9 protein-coding genes are annotated in these 18,999 nt (G+C 46.5%); 3 read left to right on the top strand and 6 right to left on the bottom strand.

What is annotated here, in order from left to right; genetic code table 11:
• The first annotated feature begins 74 nt into the window (after positions 1-74).
• The 3 genes from B5E65_RS02085 to B5E65_RS02075 all read left to right on the top strand — a co-directional run bounded on the left by B5E65_RS02085 (position 75) and on the right by B5E65_RS02075 (position 7,229).
• Positions 75-1,226, top strand: a complete 1,152-nt coding sequence (locus B5E65_RS02085) for an SIR2 family protein (protein WP_087170127.1) — start codon at positions 75-77, stop codon at positions 1,224-1,226.
• A gap of 180 nt (positions 1,227-1,406) precedes the next feature.
• Positions 1,407-2,297 carry a hypothetical protein gene (locus B5E65_RS02080; protein WP_143402950.1) on the top strand — a complete coding sequence of 297 codons (891 nt, stop codon included), beginning with the start codon at positions 1,407-1,409 and terminating at the stop codon, positions 2,295-2,297.
• Between the two features lie 3 nt (positions 2,298-2,300).
• On the top strand, positions 2,301-7,229 hold the full coding sequence (locus tag B5E65_RS02075; protein ID WP_143402949.1) for a DEAD/DEAH box helicase: 4,929 nt from the start codon (positions 2,301-2,303) through the stop codon (positions 7,227-7,229).
• Positions 7,230-7,494: 265 nt separating this feature from the next.
• Here the strand turns inward: B5E65_RS02075 and B5E65_RS02070 are convergent, their stop codons facing one another.
• The 6 genes from B5E65_RS02070 to B5E65_RS02045 all read right to left on the bottom strand — a co-directional run bounded on the left by B5E65_RS02070 (position 7,495) and on the right by B5E65_RS02045 (position 18,997).
• Entirely contained in the window at positions 7,495-9,975 is a 2,481-nt protein-coding gene (locus B5E65_RS02070) for a pPIWI_RE module domain-containing protein (RefSeq protein WP_158098489.1), read from the bottom strand.
• Positions 9,965-13,048 (bottom strand): pPIWI_RE_Z domain-containing protein, encoded by a 3,084-nt coding sequence (locus tag B5E65_RS02065; RefSeq protein WP_087170123.1) that lies wholly within the window; start codon positions 13,046-13,048, stop codon positions 9,965-9,967. Before B5E65_RS02065 ends, B5E65_RS02070 begins: the two co-directional genes overlap by 11 nt.
• Positions 13,032-14,165 carry a restriction endonuclease-related protein gene (locus B5E65_RS02060; RefSeq protein ID WP_087170122.1) on the bottom strand — a complete coding sequence of 378 codons (1,134 nt, stop codon included), beginning with the start codon at positions 14,163-14,165 and terminating at the stop codon, positions 13,032-13,034. Before B5E65_RS02060 ends, B5E65_RS02065 begins: the two co-directional genes overlap by 17 nt.
• A gap of 441 nt (positions 14,166-14,606) precedes the next feature.
• The gene (locus B5E65_RS02055; RefSeq protein ID WP_087170121.1) at positions 14,607-15,422 is read right to left on the bottom strand and encodes a hypothetical protein; all 816 of its coding nucleotides are present in this window, start codon (positions 15,420-15,422) and stop codon (positions 14,607-14,609) included.
• Positions 15,392-16,624 carry a cell envelope integrity TolA family protein gene (locus B5E65_RS15970; protein ID WP_143402947.1) on the bottom strand — a complete coding sequence of 411 codons (1,233 nt, stop codon included), beginning with the start codon at positions 16,622-16,624 and terminating at the stop codon, positions 15,392-15,394. The genes B5E65_RS02055 and B5E65_RS15970 overlap by 31 nt, the downstream gene beginning before the upstream one ends.
• Before the next feature lie 105 nt (positions 16,625-16,729).
• Positions 16,730-18,997, bottom strand: coding sequence for a DEAD/DEAH box helicase (locus tag B5E65_RS02045; RefSeq protein ID WP_087170119.1), 2,268 nt, complete (start codon positions 18,995-18,997; stop codon positions 16,730-16,732).
• Positions 18,998-18,999 lie beyond the last annotated feature (2 nt).

Raw genomic sequence — 18,999 nt, 5'->3', positions numbered from 1 at the left:
CATGCGGCTTTTGTTGTTCTTGGATCTTGATAGCAGATAATTAACATGAATGCTTTATAAATGAGGAATTTGTTATGGACTGGGTAACCGCTATAAAGGAGATACAGAAAGCCCAAGAGGATGACCGATTGGTCATTTTTGTGGGGGCGGGAGTTTCAAAAAACTCCGGGGTTCCATCATGGTATGAATTGATTAGGAAGTTCGCAGATGAACTTGGTTATAGCCGATGTGATACATGCCAGAAAAAAGTTGCCGATTGCCCAAAGTCGGATTGCAAAGACCGATACGAATATACCCAAGAGGAGTTCCTTCGCATCCCTGAGTATTACTATCAGCAAGACCTCTCCGAAAATCATGCCAATTATTTTGGCTTAATCCAAAGCACATTGCATTGCGATAAAGACCCAAATTCAATTGATGATGAAATATTTTCCATCTTTCCCCGCCATATTATTACAACAAATTATGACCCCCTCATCGAGAAGTCCCAATCGGTGAATTCCCTGCTATATACTGTTGTAACTCGCGATAGTGATTTACTTGCAGAGGCAAATGATCGTTATATTATCAAAATGCATGGCGACCTCGGGAACCCGGACACAATTGTACTCAAAGAAAGCGATTATATTAAATACGAGCAAGAACATCCTTTGATTTGCACATTCATTAAATCGCTTCTTGTTAATCATACATTCATTTTCCTTGGTTACTCCCTAAACGATAACAACCTTAATTTAATCATTGGATGGATTAATTATTTTAGGGAACTTCATGGTGTCGAGAAGCGTCCGGCTAATTTTTGGATTACCTCAAAACCTGCCGTGCCATTTGAAGATACACGTTTAGAAAGCCGAAACATTTATGTTGTTGACCTCAGTTCTTTGCCTACTGATTTAGAAGAAAAAGCAGCCATTCCTTCCTCCATTACCAATAGTACTGGGCGAAGGCTATTTACATTTCTTCGCTGCATAACAAATCCTCAAATTACGTATGAGCACATTTCACTTGAAAATCGAATTGTTGAAAAGTATCAGCTATTAAAATCATATTCTAAGATTTCTTATCAAGATCTCATTGCAGTACAACCACTTGGTCAGACAAAATTTTTAGATACAGAACTTATTTTTTACGATAAAACTTGGTATAACTGCATACAAAAACTATTAGCCGACAGCTCGTCTGGTGTAGCTGAAATTTTTAAGCGTGCAGGGGTTTCCGCAGTTTAATTCTACAAGGATCATTCACCGTTCCCTGTTCCAAATGCATATGAGCCTGTAGATACTCTTTTTCAACTTTATCTTAATAACGACTACGTTTCACTGAATTCCGAACTTGAGAATAGCAAAGATTTAGCTAAGAAAATATATTATGGTCGTTTGCTCGGAAAGGGAAAAAATCACATCGAGATGTTGGTTGCTTCTGACGCAGAACAAAATCCACCTGCCGACTATGTCTCTATTTTGCTATATAAGATGAGAGCAAGGATTGCAACACTCTCTTATTTTGGACCGCAAGAGAATACAACTTTGGAGCTTCGGCGGGCCTTTAATATATCCCCGCCCGAACGATACAAGAATGCAGTATCTTTTCTGAGGATGCTTTTTGAGTCTTCCGCTAAAAACACGCAAAAAATGGAAGGAATTCTCAAAAAGCATGAAGACAGATATGCATTTAATAATAGAACAACCTATTTTGATCATTCGTACATTGGCATATGGGAGTTAAAATCATATGCTTACGACTACTATTTCTTTTTCAAAGAAAATAGCATCCCACTTGACTATTTCTTGGAGCCAAAAGAATATTTAAGTTATTACCTAAGGGCAATACTCTGTTCTTATTCTCCCGAAAATAGAGCGGCAGATATTTGGAAAATCGTTACTCATAAGGAAATACGAAATTACCCAATTGGCGAAGTGGACTTAGATATGTTCGTCAAATTTGTTTCTCCAAAATCTTTGAAATCCTGGCTTGAAAAATACTCGGTACAACACTTAGTCGTTGAAGACGGTTTTGAAGTTACTCAAAAATTCATTAACCTGTGTGCCAGTTTTGCTCATTTCAAAATCCAGTATTGGGCAGAAATGATTCATATTGATGATGAGGGATTGCTTTATCAAAGACCTTTTATTGAATCCTCTCCGGCATATGTTACGGTACAAAACGGCATTGAAACAGCATCCCTTGAAGATTGGATGAAAGAGTATTTCTTGCAGTTAGCAAAGGCTGGTATAGGAGTATTCCCTTCTCCATTCGCTCACCAGATATCGGCACTTGAAGCTGCCGCCAGAGGATAAAACTTGTTTGTTTCGACTGGTACTGGTTCCGGTAAAACTGAGTGTTTTATGTGGCCACTTCTTGCAAAGATGGCAGCTGAAGCAAGAAATTCCAGGGAATCATGGGCAAAACGAGGTGTTCGTACAATTATTATGTACCCGATGAACGCCTTGGTTTCAGACCAGGTTAGCCGACTCAGAAGAATGATTGGAGATCCTGACAACAAGTTTATCAAAATCTTCCGAAATACCTGCGGTACCGGAGTACGTCGTCCTCAGTTTGGAATGTATACTGGCAGGACTCCATACCCTGGAACTCAACCTTCCACAGACCAGGACAGAAAACTTGAAAGAACCTTAGCAAGGATGTCTTTCCCGCAAAATGATTCTGAGAAAGAATTCTTCAATCGTCTTCTCAAAGAAGGAAAGATACCTGCAAAGGCAGATATGAATCAGTTCCTTCAAGGTCTGCATGAGAGTAAGCATATTCCAAACGATGATGATGCAGAGCTGATAACACGATTTGAAATGCAGCAATTCTGCCCGGATATTCTCATTACAAACTATTCTATGTTGGAATACATGCTATTGCGTCCTAGAGAACAAAAGATCTGGGATGATACACGCGAATGGCTGGCTTCAAACAGCGAGAATAAATTATTGTTCGTTATAGATGAAGCTCATATGTACCGTGGTTCATCCGGTGGCGAAGTGGCATTACTGATTCGCAGACTGTTCCATAAGCTCGGTATCAGTCGTGATCGTGTACAATTTATACTTACTACCGCAAGTATGCCTAACAAAAATCAGCAAGACGTTGATTCCGTAATGAAGTTTGCAAATGAACTTACCGCTTCTGACACAGCAACTCGTTTCTGTTACTTGACGGGTGCGCGGGAGGTAATTGACGGACAGCTGAAATATGATATTCCCACCGAGCTCCTATTAAACTCAGATCCTGGTCAATTTGAAGACAGGGATGAAGTGAAACTTTCTGCGCTTTTGTCATTCTGGAGGCACTTAGACGGATTTGATCCTAGCATTACATCCTTGGGATCAATATACAACTGGATGTACGAAAACCTTGTCTATTACCGTCCGTTCCACGAGCTTATAAAGTATTGCCGCGGAAATGCAGTATCACTTGGAGAACTTTCTTCTTATATCTTTCCTGAGCTCAATACAGAGGATGCGCTCAAGGCGGTTAGTGTCCTTTTGGCAATTGCACCGCTTGCAAAAAACGCTAAAGGCTCTGTCCTTTTCCCTGCACGTATGCACATGCTCTTCAAAGGTATTTCGGGGGTATATGCCTGTACCAACACCAATTGTAGTTGCTCTCACTCGGAAGGTGGACTCAATTTAGGAGAAATCTACTTATCGGATGGTAATTTGATTTGTCCACATTGTGGTAGTGTGGTATACGAACTTTATAATGATCGGCGTTGTGGTGCGCTGTTCTTCAAAGGCTATGTTCTTGAAGATGACTCTGGGCTCCATGGAAATGTATATCTGTGGCATTATCCCGGTCAGTTGATGGATCGCAGGATGAAAGAAATACATCTGTTCATTCCAACTGACGATTTTGAGCTCCCTGCAAAACAGGGTAAAAATGCTATACGTCCCTGTTATCTTGATATTAAAAGCGAATTTATTAACTTCATAGATGACGCATCCGCTGGAAAACCATGGATTAGAAAACTGTACTATTGCAACTACTCTGCAAAAGGTAGACCGCAGATTATTACATTCCCGACTTGTCCGCATTGCAGACATCAGCTTTCCACATCACAGCTCACTTCGTTTAATACACGAGGCAACCAGTCTTTCTTCAACCTAATCAAAGCACAGTTTCAACTGCAACCCGCTGTACCAGGGAAGGACAGTGATCCGAATCGTTTTCCTAACGAAGGGCGCAAAGTTTTGCTGTTTTCGGACAGTCGTCAGCGAGCAGCAAAGCTAGCTCGAGATATGTCAGAGGCTTCGGACATATCTGCTGCAAGGCAATTATTTGCAATCGCCATCAAAATGATGGAAGAACAAACGGTTGAGCAGTCGATGAATTCGCTGTATGATTATTTTTGCCTTGCCGCTGGTCAGCATCATGTGCAGATTTTTCATGCGCCTGAGCGGATAAAATTTGCTGAAGATTGCACTGCTGCACTGAACAACTACAATCGCTGTGTAAAACGAGGGCGAGAGTATACCCCAAGATTCACGATTGCAAACGCTCCCGTTCAGATGCAAGAGCATCTCCTGCGTTTGTTTGCTGGTGGCTATAATACCTTGTATGACTCGGCCACAAGCTGGATTGAACCTACAGATCAAGCTCTTTTTGATGCGGTAGATGCACTCGAAGAGAACAATGTGACAGTTACTGATGAGGAGTTTATTGATTTTTTTAATGCTTGGATACTATCAATTTGCGATATGTCTACAGCCATCGGCCATACAATTAGTGACACAATTCGGTTGAAAGTCCGCCCTAATTACAGTGGTTACGGACTTGATAAGGATTGGGGATTCTCAAAAACCATTCGTGAAATCATGGAATGGCATGACGGGAATAAAACCGAGATGGCGTGGAAACGAGTGTTAAAGGAAGAATTTCTTGATTCAGTGCAGCCTGATAATGGGAAATTGTATATTGACCTGTCTCGAGTAAAGCCACGTTTTGATACTTCTCATGTATGGTATAAATGTGAACAATGCTCTGAATTGACTCCTTTTACACTGAAAGGTAAATGTCCAAGCTGTGGATCTTCTCATATCCATGAGATGAAATCTGGCGAATATGAGGCACTTGGTTTCTGGAGAAAACCGGTAGCTGATGCGCTTCAAGGCGAGCCGATTCATGTAATTGACACCGAGGAACACACTGCTCAGCTCTCACATAAAGACCAACGTCATGATCTTTGGAGTAAAACCGAACAGTATGAATTGCGCTTCCAAGATTTAATCCAAGATGGTGAGATACCTGTTGATATCCTTAGCAGTACAACCACAATGGAAGTTGGTATCGATATTGGCTCTCTGGTTGCGGTCGGCTTGCGCAATATTCCTCCCATGCGTGAAAATTACCAGCAGCGAGCTGGTCGTGCAGGTCGGCGTGGATCTAGTTTGTCTACTATCGTTACCTTCTGTGAAGATGGTCCGCATGATACACTGTACTTCAATGATCCAATCCCTATGTTCCGCGGTGATCCTCGCAAGCCTTGGATTGATGTAAGAAGCGAAAAACTTCTCCAGCGTCATCTTGCTATGGTTATTCTCCAAGAATTTCTTTTGGAAAAGCATACGAGTCTTGACACAGTTTCAGCTGCAGTTTTTCTGAACGACTTTCTTGATGATTTTAAGCACTATCTTGCTACTTACAACGCTGATAAAGACAAGCTGCTTCTGCCCGTCGGGATACCGTTTCACTATTCAGTGTTTGAGAATGCGCTGAAAAAATCTTTCGATACACTTAGAGAAAAATGTCAGACACATCCCGAACTTTTTGGAGTAGAAGAAGGGGCTAAGGAGGGTGAGGCAAAGATTCTTCTGGATGCTCTCTATGAAGAAGGAATTATCCCGACATATTCTTTCCCCAAAAATGTCGTAAGCACTTACATACCGGATATATACGGAAAAATTCTTTACGAAGTTGACCGTGGCCTGGATATTGCTATTGGAGAATATACCCCTGGTAGAGCAATCGTTGTTGATAAGCAGACCTATCAGATTGGCGGATTCTACTATCCTGGAAGCGAGCGCCGCCACGGTCAATCGCTGACTCCGGCACGTGCTTATACAGAAGATCCGAATTATGTGAAGGAGATAATCTCTTGTTCTGAGTGTGGTTGGTTCGGCTTAAGGGAGGATGAAACCAAGAGTTGCCCGTTTTGTGGAAATAGTGATTTGAAAATCGCCCGTGAAATGATGCGTCCATGGGGCTTTGCACCAAGAAATGCCGAATCGATACCAGATGTTCAGCTGTCAGAAGAATACACTGCTGTACAGCAGCCTCTTTATTCAACTCTACCCGAGGCTGAAGAAATGAAACTTGTCACAGGCTGTAAAAACATACGGATTGCTTCACGAACAAACCAACGCATTATCATGCTGAACAAAGGATCGGATGACAAAGGTTTTATGGTCTGCAAGGACTGTGGAGCTGCTATGCCGGGTGATGATGTTTCTGTTCTAAACGATATTAACAGACCTTACAAGTCGAAGTATGCTCGAAGTAAATGTCTCCACCGCAACTGTTTTAATGTGAATCTTGGCTATGACTTTATAACTGATATGTTAGTTCTCGAATTCACAATTGACGATAGGATCATTGATGTCAGAAGAAACGACAATCCATGGCTTAATCGAGCAGCGCAATCCCTAGCTGAAGCACTGCGACTTGTGGCAAGCAAAAAGCTTGATGTTGAATTTACCGAACTCGTTACTGGTTATCGTCTTAGAACTGGTTCTGAAGCCTCTTATGTTGATATTTATCTTTATGATAGCCTGTCAAGTGGCGCTGGTTATGCTGTCAGTGTGGCTGATGCGATTGTTGAACTGCTCACTGATATGAAAGACCTTCTAAGTGCTTGCAATTGCGGATCGGCGTGCTCTAAATGTCTAAAGTATTACAGGAATCAATATGTCCATGGTATGCTTGATCGTTTCGCCGCGCTCCAACTTCTTAAGTGGGGTGTCGATGGGATAAATGCGTCGCCAATCAAACCAGAGACACAGATAAAGATGATAATGCCTTTGGTAAATATTCTTAAGCAATCTGGTTGCGAGATTACTTCTAATGGTGAAATTGTTGCTACTGGACGAAGAAACACAAAAAAGGTTGTTGTATATCCCGCAATGTGGGTTGAACCGCAAGCTACTGATACCATTTATGTAAGTGACGCTTATATCAAGCATGCCAAACCTTATGCTGTCCAGAAAATTCTTGATAACATTCAATAGCGCAACTTGATTCCTACGTAAAATAGGCTGAGTAAAAGTTGACCTCTCTTGCTCTTTGATTTCTTGACTGACACAATTAAAAAAGCCCACGGAACTGTTTGCTTACACGGTTCCGTGGGCTTTTTCGATTTACATATACTCGATCTTCAATTTATTCAACGGATGCCCTTTTGGGTTGCTACAAATAATATAACAGCAATGTATTTTGATGCCCCGTACTCTATATTCCAGTCTCTGAAAAGGTTCAATTCGGTTATACATCTTATTATGCGTCAAACAGGTATTCTTCCAGTCCTTCTGCCAGGTGCAGCGGAAGAGGAAGAACAAGCGATTGGTTGTATTGGATGGGAACATGGCGTAATGCATTGGTGTAGAACACCCAATTATCCGCTATGTCACCTGGCTGCAGTTGCAGCGGGTATAACTCAATCATATCCTTTTCAGCAAATCGCTGCTGGGGATGATCGATTCTAGAAGCCTTGAAGCTGTTAGTGTATTGAATATCATTCGGTTTCGCATGAATTCCCCAAAAGACATCATCGTATCGGAATATTCCGGAGGAAGAAGTGTGCTGCAGCCGCTCTTCGGTGGATTTTGGGCTGAGATCCGTGTAATAGTCAGGAACCTCCTGGTTGCTTCGGATTCGCATAATTCTCACCCCGGATCCGAGCAGAGGCATCTTATACGGATTTTTCGGTATTCCCACATTGATTTCTGCGGGGCAGTATGGTTCCGTTGCATCATAATCTCTGATTTCCTTGTCGGAAATTCCACCCCACACGGCGCGCGTGGTGCCATCTGACCGCACGACCAGCAAAGCGCCATCCTCTTTGCAGTAAAATTGATTTTTCAGTTCGATCAGTTTTTGCTTGGCTGGCACGCGGCTTGCCTCAACACAGCGCTGCTCCAAATTTCCGTCCCAGAAAAGCTTAGCCATTTCAAGGCAGGCTTCCCGATACGACACAGCTCGTTTCGAAAAAGCATCGCACTGGACTCTTGTTTTTCCCTCGGGGATATTCACGGTGACATAAACGGGGAGAAAACGCGCCCTGTTTGCAATGCCGTGAACCTGTGTGCAAAGGTGCATCCCAACGCAAGGGGTATTGGCCAGAGGAGGAAGCACCTTCGCCGAATCCAGCAAAGCAACAACACCCAGTTGACGGTAGAGGTCATACACCGCACTTCGAATTTTGTCGTTCCTCCCATTCTCTTCTGGTGTGATGAACTGCACAACTCGGCCGGTTCGAGCAAATGCGTTTCGGAGCACTTGCTTCGGATCTCCTTCGGTGTACTGCTCCTGGCCGGGCAAAACAAAAATACACGCGGTTACGGTCTCTGTCTTGCCGATCGTGTTCATAATGCGATCGCTGTATTGGATTTTCGTGTTCTTTTCATCATCCGGCAGGGCATCGGCCAGATTTCCAACCTCTTTGGGTACACAATGTATTTGCAAGCAGGAATTCTGTGTGTTTGGGCCAAAATCCTGCTCGATCTTTTCTTGGATCTTTTGCAGCAATTCCTCCTGCACAGGATCTTTCCACAGACCGTATATTTCAAAATTGATTTCATCCGTTTCGGCACACTTACTTACCCATTGGCGGAATTCTTCAGGGCAGTTATATTCTTGCGGGTTATGAAGGCACGGAATTTTTTGTCCCTTCATGGAAACGCGGTTTGCCTCGGGCTGCTCACACACCACATTGCATTCTCGCAGCAAGCCAAAGATGGATCGATACAAGCACGCCTTGTCTAGCACCGGGACGCCGGTCCCGATTTTGGATTTCTCCATTCCCGGCATACCGTTTTTGTAGGGGAGGAGAATGCGGACAGTATCTGCTTCCGGATCCATCAGAACATCTTCAGCAGAAGGCAGCTGCTGATATCCCCAAATGTTGTAACACTCTTTATCCTGTTCCTTCCAATCCACCTTTGCAGCCGCGTGATTGTATTCGATCTGCACCTGACAATATTTAGTTTCTCCAACTTTGATATGGGCATTGATGTTCTCTTTCAAAAATGGCGCACGGTCTTTTTTTGAAGAGCCGGGAATCCAGCGCCGAATACTCATTTGGCACAAAAGCAGGGCTTTTCTTTTTGGCGGAGTGGTCTGCACTGAAAAATCGAACACAAAAGAATACCGGTGCCCGCTTTTCGGATCAGACAGCGGGTGGCTGATCAACTGATTTTTTGCGGCATAACAAAGCTGGAGCGGTTGATCATGCAGCATGACTTCCTTTCCCAGCAAGTGATTGATGACCAAAAGCGGAATCGCTTGATACGCATCTTCACTCACGGTACCATTTTCAAAAGCAAGGCAGATCACAGCGCTGCTTTGAAGCGCCGCAAATGCGTCCGGCTTGATTTCCCCGCAAAAGTCAGCGGCCAGTTTTTTGACCAGGGGAGAAACGCGTGGCGGTACAACATAAGTTCCCTTGATCCAAACCTTGATCAGCTCACAAAGGGCACGAAGATCGTTTTCGGTATAAGCGGAGCAGGAAGTAAGCCAGTGGTCATCCACACTGTCTTTTTTCAGCGGTGCCAAGGCAATCACGCCATCCATCCAGCTTTCCACCAGCTTTTTGAGCGAATTTGTGGGAAGGCCGTATTCATCCTTGAACCGCGGGTTGTGTTTGCGCGCAATGTCCAGCAATACCGTTTTCCAGCGCTCCGGGAACCCAAGGTAATAAAGCGTACAGCTTTGATTCGGAGCGATGGTGTACGCCAGGGGGTAAATCTTATTGCTCATAAGGAATGTCCTTTCTGTAAGATTGATAGAAGGGTGCATAGAGTGTTTTTGCGATTTCTGCACTTTCTTCCTGCGTCATCAGCTTTTCCAGGTACTGACCCAATTCAGAAAGGCAGTCAAAATCACCGGACTTTTCGGGCCGGCAGCGAAATGCGCCATCGATAAAGTAGACATGCGGAGCGGGTTTGGTCACGTCTGTCACGCGTGCCAAACGACCGAAAATCTGCAAAATCAATACGAAAAGGGTCGCGACCACGTCTTTTCTTTCGTCTGCACTCAGTTCCGCAATGCCAAATGACTTGGTCTTGCTCATTTTGTTCCATTGCTGTGCGGCAAACTGGCGGATTCTCGCGTTGTATGCAAACAAGGATTCCTGCGGTTCCCGTTTGCAACGGGACTCCGCAAGTCCATTCAGCTTACTGCCCTTCTGCTGAATATCATCCGGAACCGCCATGGGGCGAACCATGAAAAAAACAGCTGAAAGCGCAGAATGTCCGTGCTCATCCACGATGTTGTGTCCACGTTCAATGGCCATTGCCGGCGCAATCAGAATCTCTGCATTCATTTGTGCGAAACGGCTGACTTCTCCACGCCGGACGGTATTTTCGCTGCTGGGCGCATTGATGGCATCGGCGATCATCCTGCAAGTGCGAGCCGAACAATTCACCTTTCGCAAGGCGGTGTCCAGCGTCTGCTGCACTTCCTGTGCCTGCGCATAGCTGTTCACGACCAGCAAGATCTTCCCTGCTTTGCGCTCATATTCACGGATGATCAAATCGACAGTCTTTTGTGTTGCTGCGCGCAATTGTGCCATCCGCTGATCGTCTCCGGAGCCGGAAACGCGTTCAAGGAAACCGGACTCAAAAAAGCGTGTTTTTTCCAAAAACGCCCGTTTTTCAGCGTCTGCCTCTAAAATGTACTTTACCGGACGATTGATGTGATACTCATAAGACCCTTCAGCCCAGCTGGAACCGGACAAGAGGATCACATGGGGGCCGGCGGGATTCCCCTGGTCGTCCGTCCTCAAATAAGGCAGATCCTTCATCAGACTTCTTCCGAAGGCAAATTGGCGGAACAGAATGATGTCTTCCTCATCCGTTTTTTTCAGGCCAAACAGATTGCCGCATAATGCCGAAGGAAGGTAATGCTGTTGCTGACGGAAGCGGGTTTGCAGAAAGCCAAACAGCTCATTCTGTCCATAGGAAGTTTCATGGCTGGCTTCATATGCATCGCTCAATCCTCGGATAAAGTGGTCGAAGTAAATCAACCGCAAAATCAATTTGATGCGGGCGTCCTGTATCTTTCTCGCTTTATTTTTTTCTGGCCGGGGAAAAGACGCTCCAAGCTCTGCCAACCACAAACGATACATCCGATCAAAGAAAAACTCGTCTGTACTTTTGCAGGAACTCTCCAGCACCGCCCACAAGGTGCTCTGCCGTATTTTCTCCTCGTCTTGCATATCGATCAGGTCATAGATTTCCCGATAGACGGCATGCGGGATCTTGAATTCCGTTTCTGTTTGGTATAAATCCTCTAACAGTGTGAGTGCCGAGAAGGGATCCCCATACGCGATTTTTCTCCATGTCCCCAGCTCATGGTGCAGAGACTTCACAATACAGCTCAGCACAGTCACACTTTGGCGCTGCATTTCATCATATCGCTGAACAGCCAGGTTCTCCTCCCGATGTTTGCTGCTCAATTTCATGTATGCGCTGCAATCTTCAGCGCACTCCCGAATGTAGTCATTGAAACCGGTCTCTGGCATAAAAAAATGATCCAGCGTTTTCTGAACTCTGTCGCTCTCATCAAACACAACCAGATCGAAATCTAGCATCACCAATTCCAAAAAGGTCTCTCTCGCCTGACCCACCCGCGATGCCGCAAAGCCCGCAACCGTTGTAACTACCACAGAAGCGGAATAGCACTCTCGAAGCATTTTCGTTCCGGAGCACTGCTCAAAATAAGGGCAAAGAAAATACCGGTCCCCCTTTTTGAGAGAGTAACATGGCTCTTTTCCGAAAACGATCGCTGCGTCGTGCTGCTCGTCCATTCCATCAATAAGGCAAGCAGGCGTCAAGTATTGGGAATATGCTGCGGGCAAACAGATTTCGTCGGGCTGTGAGACCTGATTGATGTATTTCAGCCTTTCGCTGCGGCCGATCAACGGACTTGCCGCAACACCGAGATCGGACAGATATTTCTGCAAGCTCAGTGTTTCAGCAACCGTGTCAACCACCACAGCCATTCGCAGTCCATGCTGATGGCACCAGAAGGACAGGACCTTGATCAATGTTGACTTGCCGGCGCCTACCATACCCACCATGTTGACCACATCGTGGATCGCAAACTCTGAGCAAGGCTGAACGGCAGAACCGTTGATTTTCTTCAAGACATTTGTTTTAAGGATGGTGTGGCAGGGGTCCCCCGGACGGATTTCAGCCATCCTTTCCGCAGTGCTCAGCAGCTCGCTGATGGAAATGGTAATGGGCGCCCTGCTGTTTTTCCCCGCCGAAGCCGCCCATGCCGTACCGGTGTTCTCACCGTCCAGTTTGACATGAACCGTTTCAGCCTCTCCGCTTTCCAGATTGTAGATATAGCGGTAGGTGCCATTCCCTGCGTAAAGGGGCGTCTTCGCGTTTTCAACATTCTCCGGCCAAAAGCGCGCCCATTCCTTTTCGCGCTCTTCGTACGGATAGGGATATGGCTCGGATATTTTCGAAAAAGAGCGTTTTCCGTCCGCTTCCCGAATGAAAAACGCACGAACCGCGTCGTAACGCGAATCTCGATATACTCTCAAATCATCCTGCCAATACTTTTGAGAGCGGTAATACCCCAGTCTGAATCGCGCCTGCTGAAGCGTGTGTTCCAAGGGGGAGCATCGCGTTGCTCCGATCAGTTGGTATTGCGTGAACAAAAGGTAGGCTTTTGCCGGATCGGCATCCGGTGCGGCCAAATGCAAGAGATACAGAACCGCCTCGATGGCCGCAAAACGCGGCAGCGGCATTGCGCCTTCAATGCGCTGAAACTGCGCGGAAAGAGGCGCATACCAGGCATCCTTATTGTTGTTCTTCATGGCACGCAGCCTCCCTTTTGTTGATTTCACGTTTCAATGTCTTCCACGTTACACACGTCACATTTTTTCGGTTTTCCAGCGCACGGTTGACGATCGCGGTGTAATTATTTTGGGTTTTCGTGTATTCGTCGGGGACCACATAATATCCTCTTTCATAATCCCCCGTCGGAAATTCGCTGTCATTCAGAATTTTCGTTCGCAGTGCAATCGGGTTTCGGTATGCTTTCGCGTCAATTTCCCAAATCGCTCTGTCAGAGAACTGTACTTTCACATCGTATTGGTCCATCTGAGGCCACAGCTCCCAGTGCATTTTTTTCTTTTCACAGAATGCCGCGATAGCAATCTCCAATTTGCCGGGAGCCGCAAAGTATCGCATGATGCCTTTTTTCAAGCGGTAAAGCCCGCCGCCGGAAGCATCCAGCTTCATCTCATCGGTCAGATCGGGAATTACATCTGCGCAGTGGGAGGAATGACAGAGATATCCGTACTTCCCGCGAGTCATGGTCCAGCCGCAGCAGGGGCACCGATAGCTATCCTCCAAAACCTCTTCATAGGCAAATTGGAACGCCTCTTTCGCATCCGGAGTATCGGCCAATTCCAGCGACATGGATCGTCTTTCCTCGATTGAAATGATCGGGTGTTCTATGATGTATCTTCTGAGCCGCGTGTAAGTTTCCTGCCCCAAAGCCTTGATCTTCTCATAAAGGACCCGTTCATCCGTTCCATCCATAATGTCACTGTCCTGGGATTCAAGATACTCATAACAGTCAGAACTGGGGCTGAACAAATTTCCGCTTCGTTGATACGCAAAGGCCCCGTAATTATAAAAAGGTTCCTCCTGCAAATTCAAAGAAGCAATTGTATGCGGATCCCATTCAGCGAACCACTCACAAATCGGCTTGGTGATAAAATGCCCAAGGAAAGAGGTCTCATCCGCATATCGCGCCATATCCCGCACAGCGCCGCTTTGAACGCCTGCCGCTAAAAACATGTTGATTCCGTGTTGCAGCGCTTTGCTGTAAGGATATCGAGCGGGCTCTTTTTGTAAAAGCTGCTCCTTCTCAACCAATCCTTTTGCAATCAAAGCAAATGCTTTTCTCATGAATGCCGTATCCATACACAAAGCCTCCTGTTCCGGAAAAATAAAAACGGTCCTCTTGAACGTACAAGAGGACCGTTGACAGATACAGTATTGGGGCACATACAGCTTGCAACTTGCTAAGGCCAAGTCATCATATGTGCTATTTGCTGCATTTTAACTTTTCTCGTGTACAGATTTAGTATACATCTGGAAAGCCGGTATTGTCAAGAGCATCTATCGCAATCTTCTGCAGTGATGATATTCATTTTCATTCCAAAGCCATTTTCAGCGTTGATTCGCCACTCGAAAGCTACTTTCTTTTGCAAAATATTGCTAACTGCACAAAGTAGCAGTACAAGTTTTTCGCATTTCGACAGTCACTCAACCATTTGTTCTTATTTCCTTACCACTTTATCAACACACATACAAAAGCCCGCGAAGCCAGTTCTGAAAAGGCTTCGTGGGCTTTTTCGTTGTTTACACCATGGTTGCGGGCGAGCATAAAGTTTCGTCTGACAGTTCCGTATATTCCGCAAAGGTCAAGTCGCTTTCATCGCCCAGATAATTCGGATCACTCAAGATGGTTTTTTGCAAGGATGCCTTCAGTTTGTCACAACAAGGTTTGAACGTGATGAAGGTGATTCCGCCGCCAAGCACGCCTCCAACCACCGGAATGGTTTTTTTGAAAAATCCGGCGAACACCTCTTTGGTCATTTTAATTCCAAACCACTTAGAAACGCTTTTGACAATAGGGTAAATAGTGCCTTTGGTCAGTGCTCGACGAAGCAATTGCTTTTCGACGCCGGTTCCCAACGCCTTTGCCACAGATCGAAGCGCATTGCTGGCGCCTGCAACACCATACATTACCCCCATGCAGACGATCATCAAATTCATAGTTTCGGAATCAAAAGTCTGCCCTTTTTCCTCTACATCGATCTGGGGGAATCCATAAAGATACATCAGTTTTTGCGTGGCTCGCAGCAGATACCCATAGTACTGTGCAATGTCCGCGGGTATGGTGGCCGCCATTGCAACCCCGCCAGGCATTCCCAACGCAGTTGATATGCCCGAAACGCAAGCTCGTCCGTATTTGATCACTTCATCGGCAATCTCATCCACAAGTTGCTGCGAAATACCGGCGCGGAGCGGTGTGCTCTCGACTGCACGATCGATGACCTCCTGAGTGCATTTGGTCTGAAACTCTTTGCGCAAGAATTGTTCACGGTCGATACGGATTCCCGGCACCTTCAAGCCCATAATGATTACGTCTTTGATGTCGACCTTATCCCACACTTTTTACTGCACTCCTTGCAAGTCCCAAGATTGGCATGATGGATGCCGCCATAAATCACAAAGTTGTCTTCAGTGAAAATCTGTCCACAATGCTCACATCTAACCCAGCGCTTGCCCGCTGGATCGCGGAAAGGATGCTCTTGATCATCATCGATAATCGCATCGATTTTTTCTTTTGTACATTCCCGAATGGCTTTTTCGCGTTCTTCTTTAGCTTTAAGTTCTCGAGCATGTTGCTCTTTTCTTTCGCTCTCGGCTTCTGCTTCTGAAGCGCGTTGTTTTTCCATCTGTGCGAGACACTTCTGCCGCTTCGCTTCAGCTTCCTGCCGACGTCGTTCCTTCTCAATACGATGTTGCTCCCTCGCTTTTTCCTGCAATATTCTTCGTTGTTTTAGTTCACTTATATATTGTTGTTCACGCTGTTCTTTCAAAGAATGGAGAGATTTCCCGGAATATAATAGTCCTCCATTTTTGCCAAAATCGAAGGATGATATGTAATCAGAAACGATTTCCAGCTCCTTCCACGACCCATTGTCATTGTGATAATAAAAAACCCCTTTAAGCTTAGATTGGGAGTACGCGGGTCCCCCCCTATCGTCGAATCCCAATTCCAAAAACAAACAATACCCCTGTCTCTTTTGAATTTTCATCATCATTTCTGGATACTGCGCAAATATTCCTGCATTTTCGACATCGCATACATAATGAAGATGAATACCAGAAACGTTTCTATCCAGGATATCTAGCTTTTCATCAGTAAGATTTGCGCGATCATGGCAGTAACTAATAGCAACACCTTTGTTTTTTGCCAGCAAAGTTATTTCATACCGACGGTCAGTGTCTTCTACTTCGCAGATTGGTACGCGAGATTGAATATCAGCATCAGGATATTTATCACTCATCCAACATTTCAGAACTATCTTTGAATAAATTGATATGGAACCTTCCGATACAAATTCACATTCTTTATCTGACTGCCCACCTTTTAAGCGAAAGTGCTGCGCTCGAAGATTTCGATCTCCGGCAACAAGAATCAAGTTAGCCCCACATCCGCAAGGGCAATACAATTCTTTGTTCTTACTTTTCGCCCGCAACGCCTCGACTTTTTCTGGTATATTAATCTGCATTCCATCGACAACAGAGAAGATGCTTTCGATACCGATAAGTTTTCCGTCGCAAATACAAGTTGAACGCAAAGTCATTAAACGGCCTCCTTATTTGTTATTAAAGCTTCTCTTGATTTCTGTCGTAGACAAATGCTATTGTCTACCCGTAGCTTCAATCGAAGTCTCCGCTCCGTGCGAGCTTCAGAAGAGTCTGTCAAAATATCCCGCCAGCTTTTGGTCGCAGACCCGCTCCATCTCCACCTTTTCTTCCTTTGTAAGTTTTCTCCACACCGCGTCGTCCGCCTGGACGATTCCCAGGGTTTTGGTATGGCGGAGCATCTGCATATCTTCAAAGCGCTTGAAGGGATTGGCCAGGATATTCCGCTCTGCCTCTTTGTCGGTATAGCCTCCCTTGGCGAAGATGCTGTTTTTCTTTTCCACCACCAGCCCGGCAGCACGCCGGCCTTCGTAGTAAGAGCGGAAATAGGAAACGATGTCCTCCAGCTTGATCCGGCCCTTATCATCAGCATAGAGCAGAATGGCCTTGATCAGCACCGGCTTGTAGGAATAGCTCATATCCATCTGGCGGATCATGTCCAGAAACAGCTCCTTGCGGTTGGAGTCATCGATCAAGGTCCAGCCGTACTGAGTAGCATACTCCTCCAGCGTTTCCTTCTTGAAATACTTGAAGGTCCTGTGCTCACTCATGGGCACAACCAGGTCGGGCACCAGCTTGCCTTCCCGCACATATCGCTCGATGGTCTCGGTCTGCACGTCCACACGACGGACGAACTCCATCTGAGAGATCATCCCTTCCGCCTCGTCCTGCCAGTTGAAGATGTCCACCAGTTCATAATCGATGGCGTCCACCGGCCAGTCGATCAGCGCCTCCGGCTTCTCCCCTTTCGCGTACAGTTCCGCTTCCGCAGCCTTCCTGACTCCAGGCGCAACCGCCAGTTGACCAGGTCGGTATTCTTTCAGTTTGAACAAGCGATGCAGCGACTGGGGCATATTGTACTGGCTGGCGTTGTCCACAAAGTCAAAGACCATTAGGCTTTCTTTGCCCGAATAGAGCCGCATTCCGCGGCCCAGCTGCTGGGTGTAGAGCACCCGGGACATGGTGGGGCGGGCCATGAATAGGACTTCCGTTTCCGGGCAGTCCCAGCCCTCGTTGAGCAGATCGCAGGCGCAAAGCACCTGGATCTCCCGGCTGACGAACTTGTCCTGGAACTCCTTGCGCTCCGCTTGCTTCATACCGCCGGACACCGACGCGGCCCGCACGCCTGCCTCCCGGAACAATTCGGCGATCTGCTCGGCGTGTTTCACAGAGGCGCAAAACACCACCGTGCGCTTATCCCGGACGTATTGCAGCCAGGTATCCACAATAAGACGGTTGCGCTCCGGCACATAGATCTTACTCTCCAGATCCCGGATGTTGTATTGCACGCTGTTAAAGCGCACCTTGGTCAGGTCGATGTTGGTGTGGATGCGGATACAACGAATCGGCACGAGCTCGCCGATCTCCACCGCCGTCTGGATGTCCAGCTTGTGGGCGGTGTTCTTGAAAATTTCCAAAATAACCTTGCCGTCGTCCGTCCGTTCCGGCGTGGCGGTCAGCCCCAGGGTGAAGGAAGGCTTGAAGTAGGACAAAATTTTCTGGTATGTATCGGCGGAGGCATGATGTGCTTCATCCACGATCAGGTAGTTAAAGGCATCACCCCGGAACTCATCCAGATGCAGCGCCACGCTCTGCACACTGCCACAGACCACATGGGCGTTAGGCTGCTTCATGTTCTCCACATACCGCCCCACCGTGACGCTTGGCCACAACTTGCGGAAGGTCTCCGTAGCCTGGTTCACTAGCTCCTGGGTATGAGCCAGGAACAACGTGCGTCCGCCGCAGTTTTTCGCGTCCATGACTGCGGTTACCGTCTTTCCGGTGCCGGTGGCGTGGTACAACAGAGCGATGGTTTCACTGTTGTCCCGCATGGCTTGCAGCGATTTTAGTGCCTCGATCTGGTGCTTTTTCAAATCCAGATGGGAACCGTCCAGTTCTTTGCCGCGCTGGGGCGGAAGATAGTCCTCGATCTCCTTGAACTGGGGATGGCTGCCGAGGAACACGCGCAACTCGTCCTTGACCGCGTCAGGCTGAATCTGCATCTGACGCACCGCCCAGCGATACACGTCCCACCCCAAATACACCATGCTGTTTTGCTTGAGGAGGTCGTCGTAAAACTTGGTGGACGCCACCAAGCTTTTGTTGTGGGAAGCTTCGTCATCGATCTCGATGGCGATTCGATGCGCGTCGCTTTCCAGCATGAAATCGGCATAGCGGCTGTTCTGGTAGATATCGTAAAAATGATACTGCGAATACAGGTACTTGGTTTTCTCCGCACCGAAGGTCTCGCTGAACAATTCAATGAACAGATCCTCGGCCACGCTTCCGGAGACGGAATGGTAGGCAGGCATGA

This window comes from Gemmiger sp. An120 (genome assembly GCF_002160955.1).
In the GTDB taxonomy this organism is placed as follows: Bacteria; Bacillota; Clostridia; order Oscillospirales; family Ruminococcaceae; genus Gemmiger_A; species Gemmiger_A avium.
This window is presented reverse-complemented; position numbering and strand designations above follow the sequence as displayed.

What these genes read in the sequence shown, in the direction of transcription:
- B5E65_RS02060 (WP_087170122.1), bottom strand. Translation starts at nt 14,165, where the DNA reads ATGGATACGGCATTCATGAGAAAAGCATTTGCTTTGATTGCAAAAGGA.
- B5E65_RS02085 (WP_087170127.1), top strand. Translation starts at nt 75, where the DNA reads ATGGACTGGGTAACCGCTATAAAGGAGATACAGAAAGCCCAAGAGGAT.
- B5E65_RS02065 (WP_087170123.1), bottom strand. Translation starts at nt 13,048, where the DNA reads ATGAAGAACAACAATAAGGATGCCTGGTATGCGCCTCTTTCCGCGCAG.
- B5E65_RS15970 (WP_143402947.1), bottom strand. Translation starts at nt 16,624, where the DNA reads ATGACTTTGCGTTCAACTTGTATTTGCGACGGAAAACTTATCGGTATC.
- B5E65_RS02080 (WP_143402950.1), top strand. Translation starts at nt 1,407, where the DNA reads ATGTTGGTTGCTTCTGACGCAGAACAAAATCCACCTGCCGACTATGTC.
- B5E65_RS02045 (WP_087170119.1), bottom strand. Translation starts at nt 18,997, where the DNA reads ATGCCTGCCTACCATTCCGTCTCCGGAAGCGTGGCCGAGGATCTGTTC.
- B5E65_RS02070 (WP_158098489.1), bottom strand. Translation starts at nt 9,975, where the DNA reads ATGAGCAATAAGATTTACCCCCTGGCGTACACCATCGCTCCGAATCAA.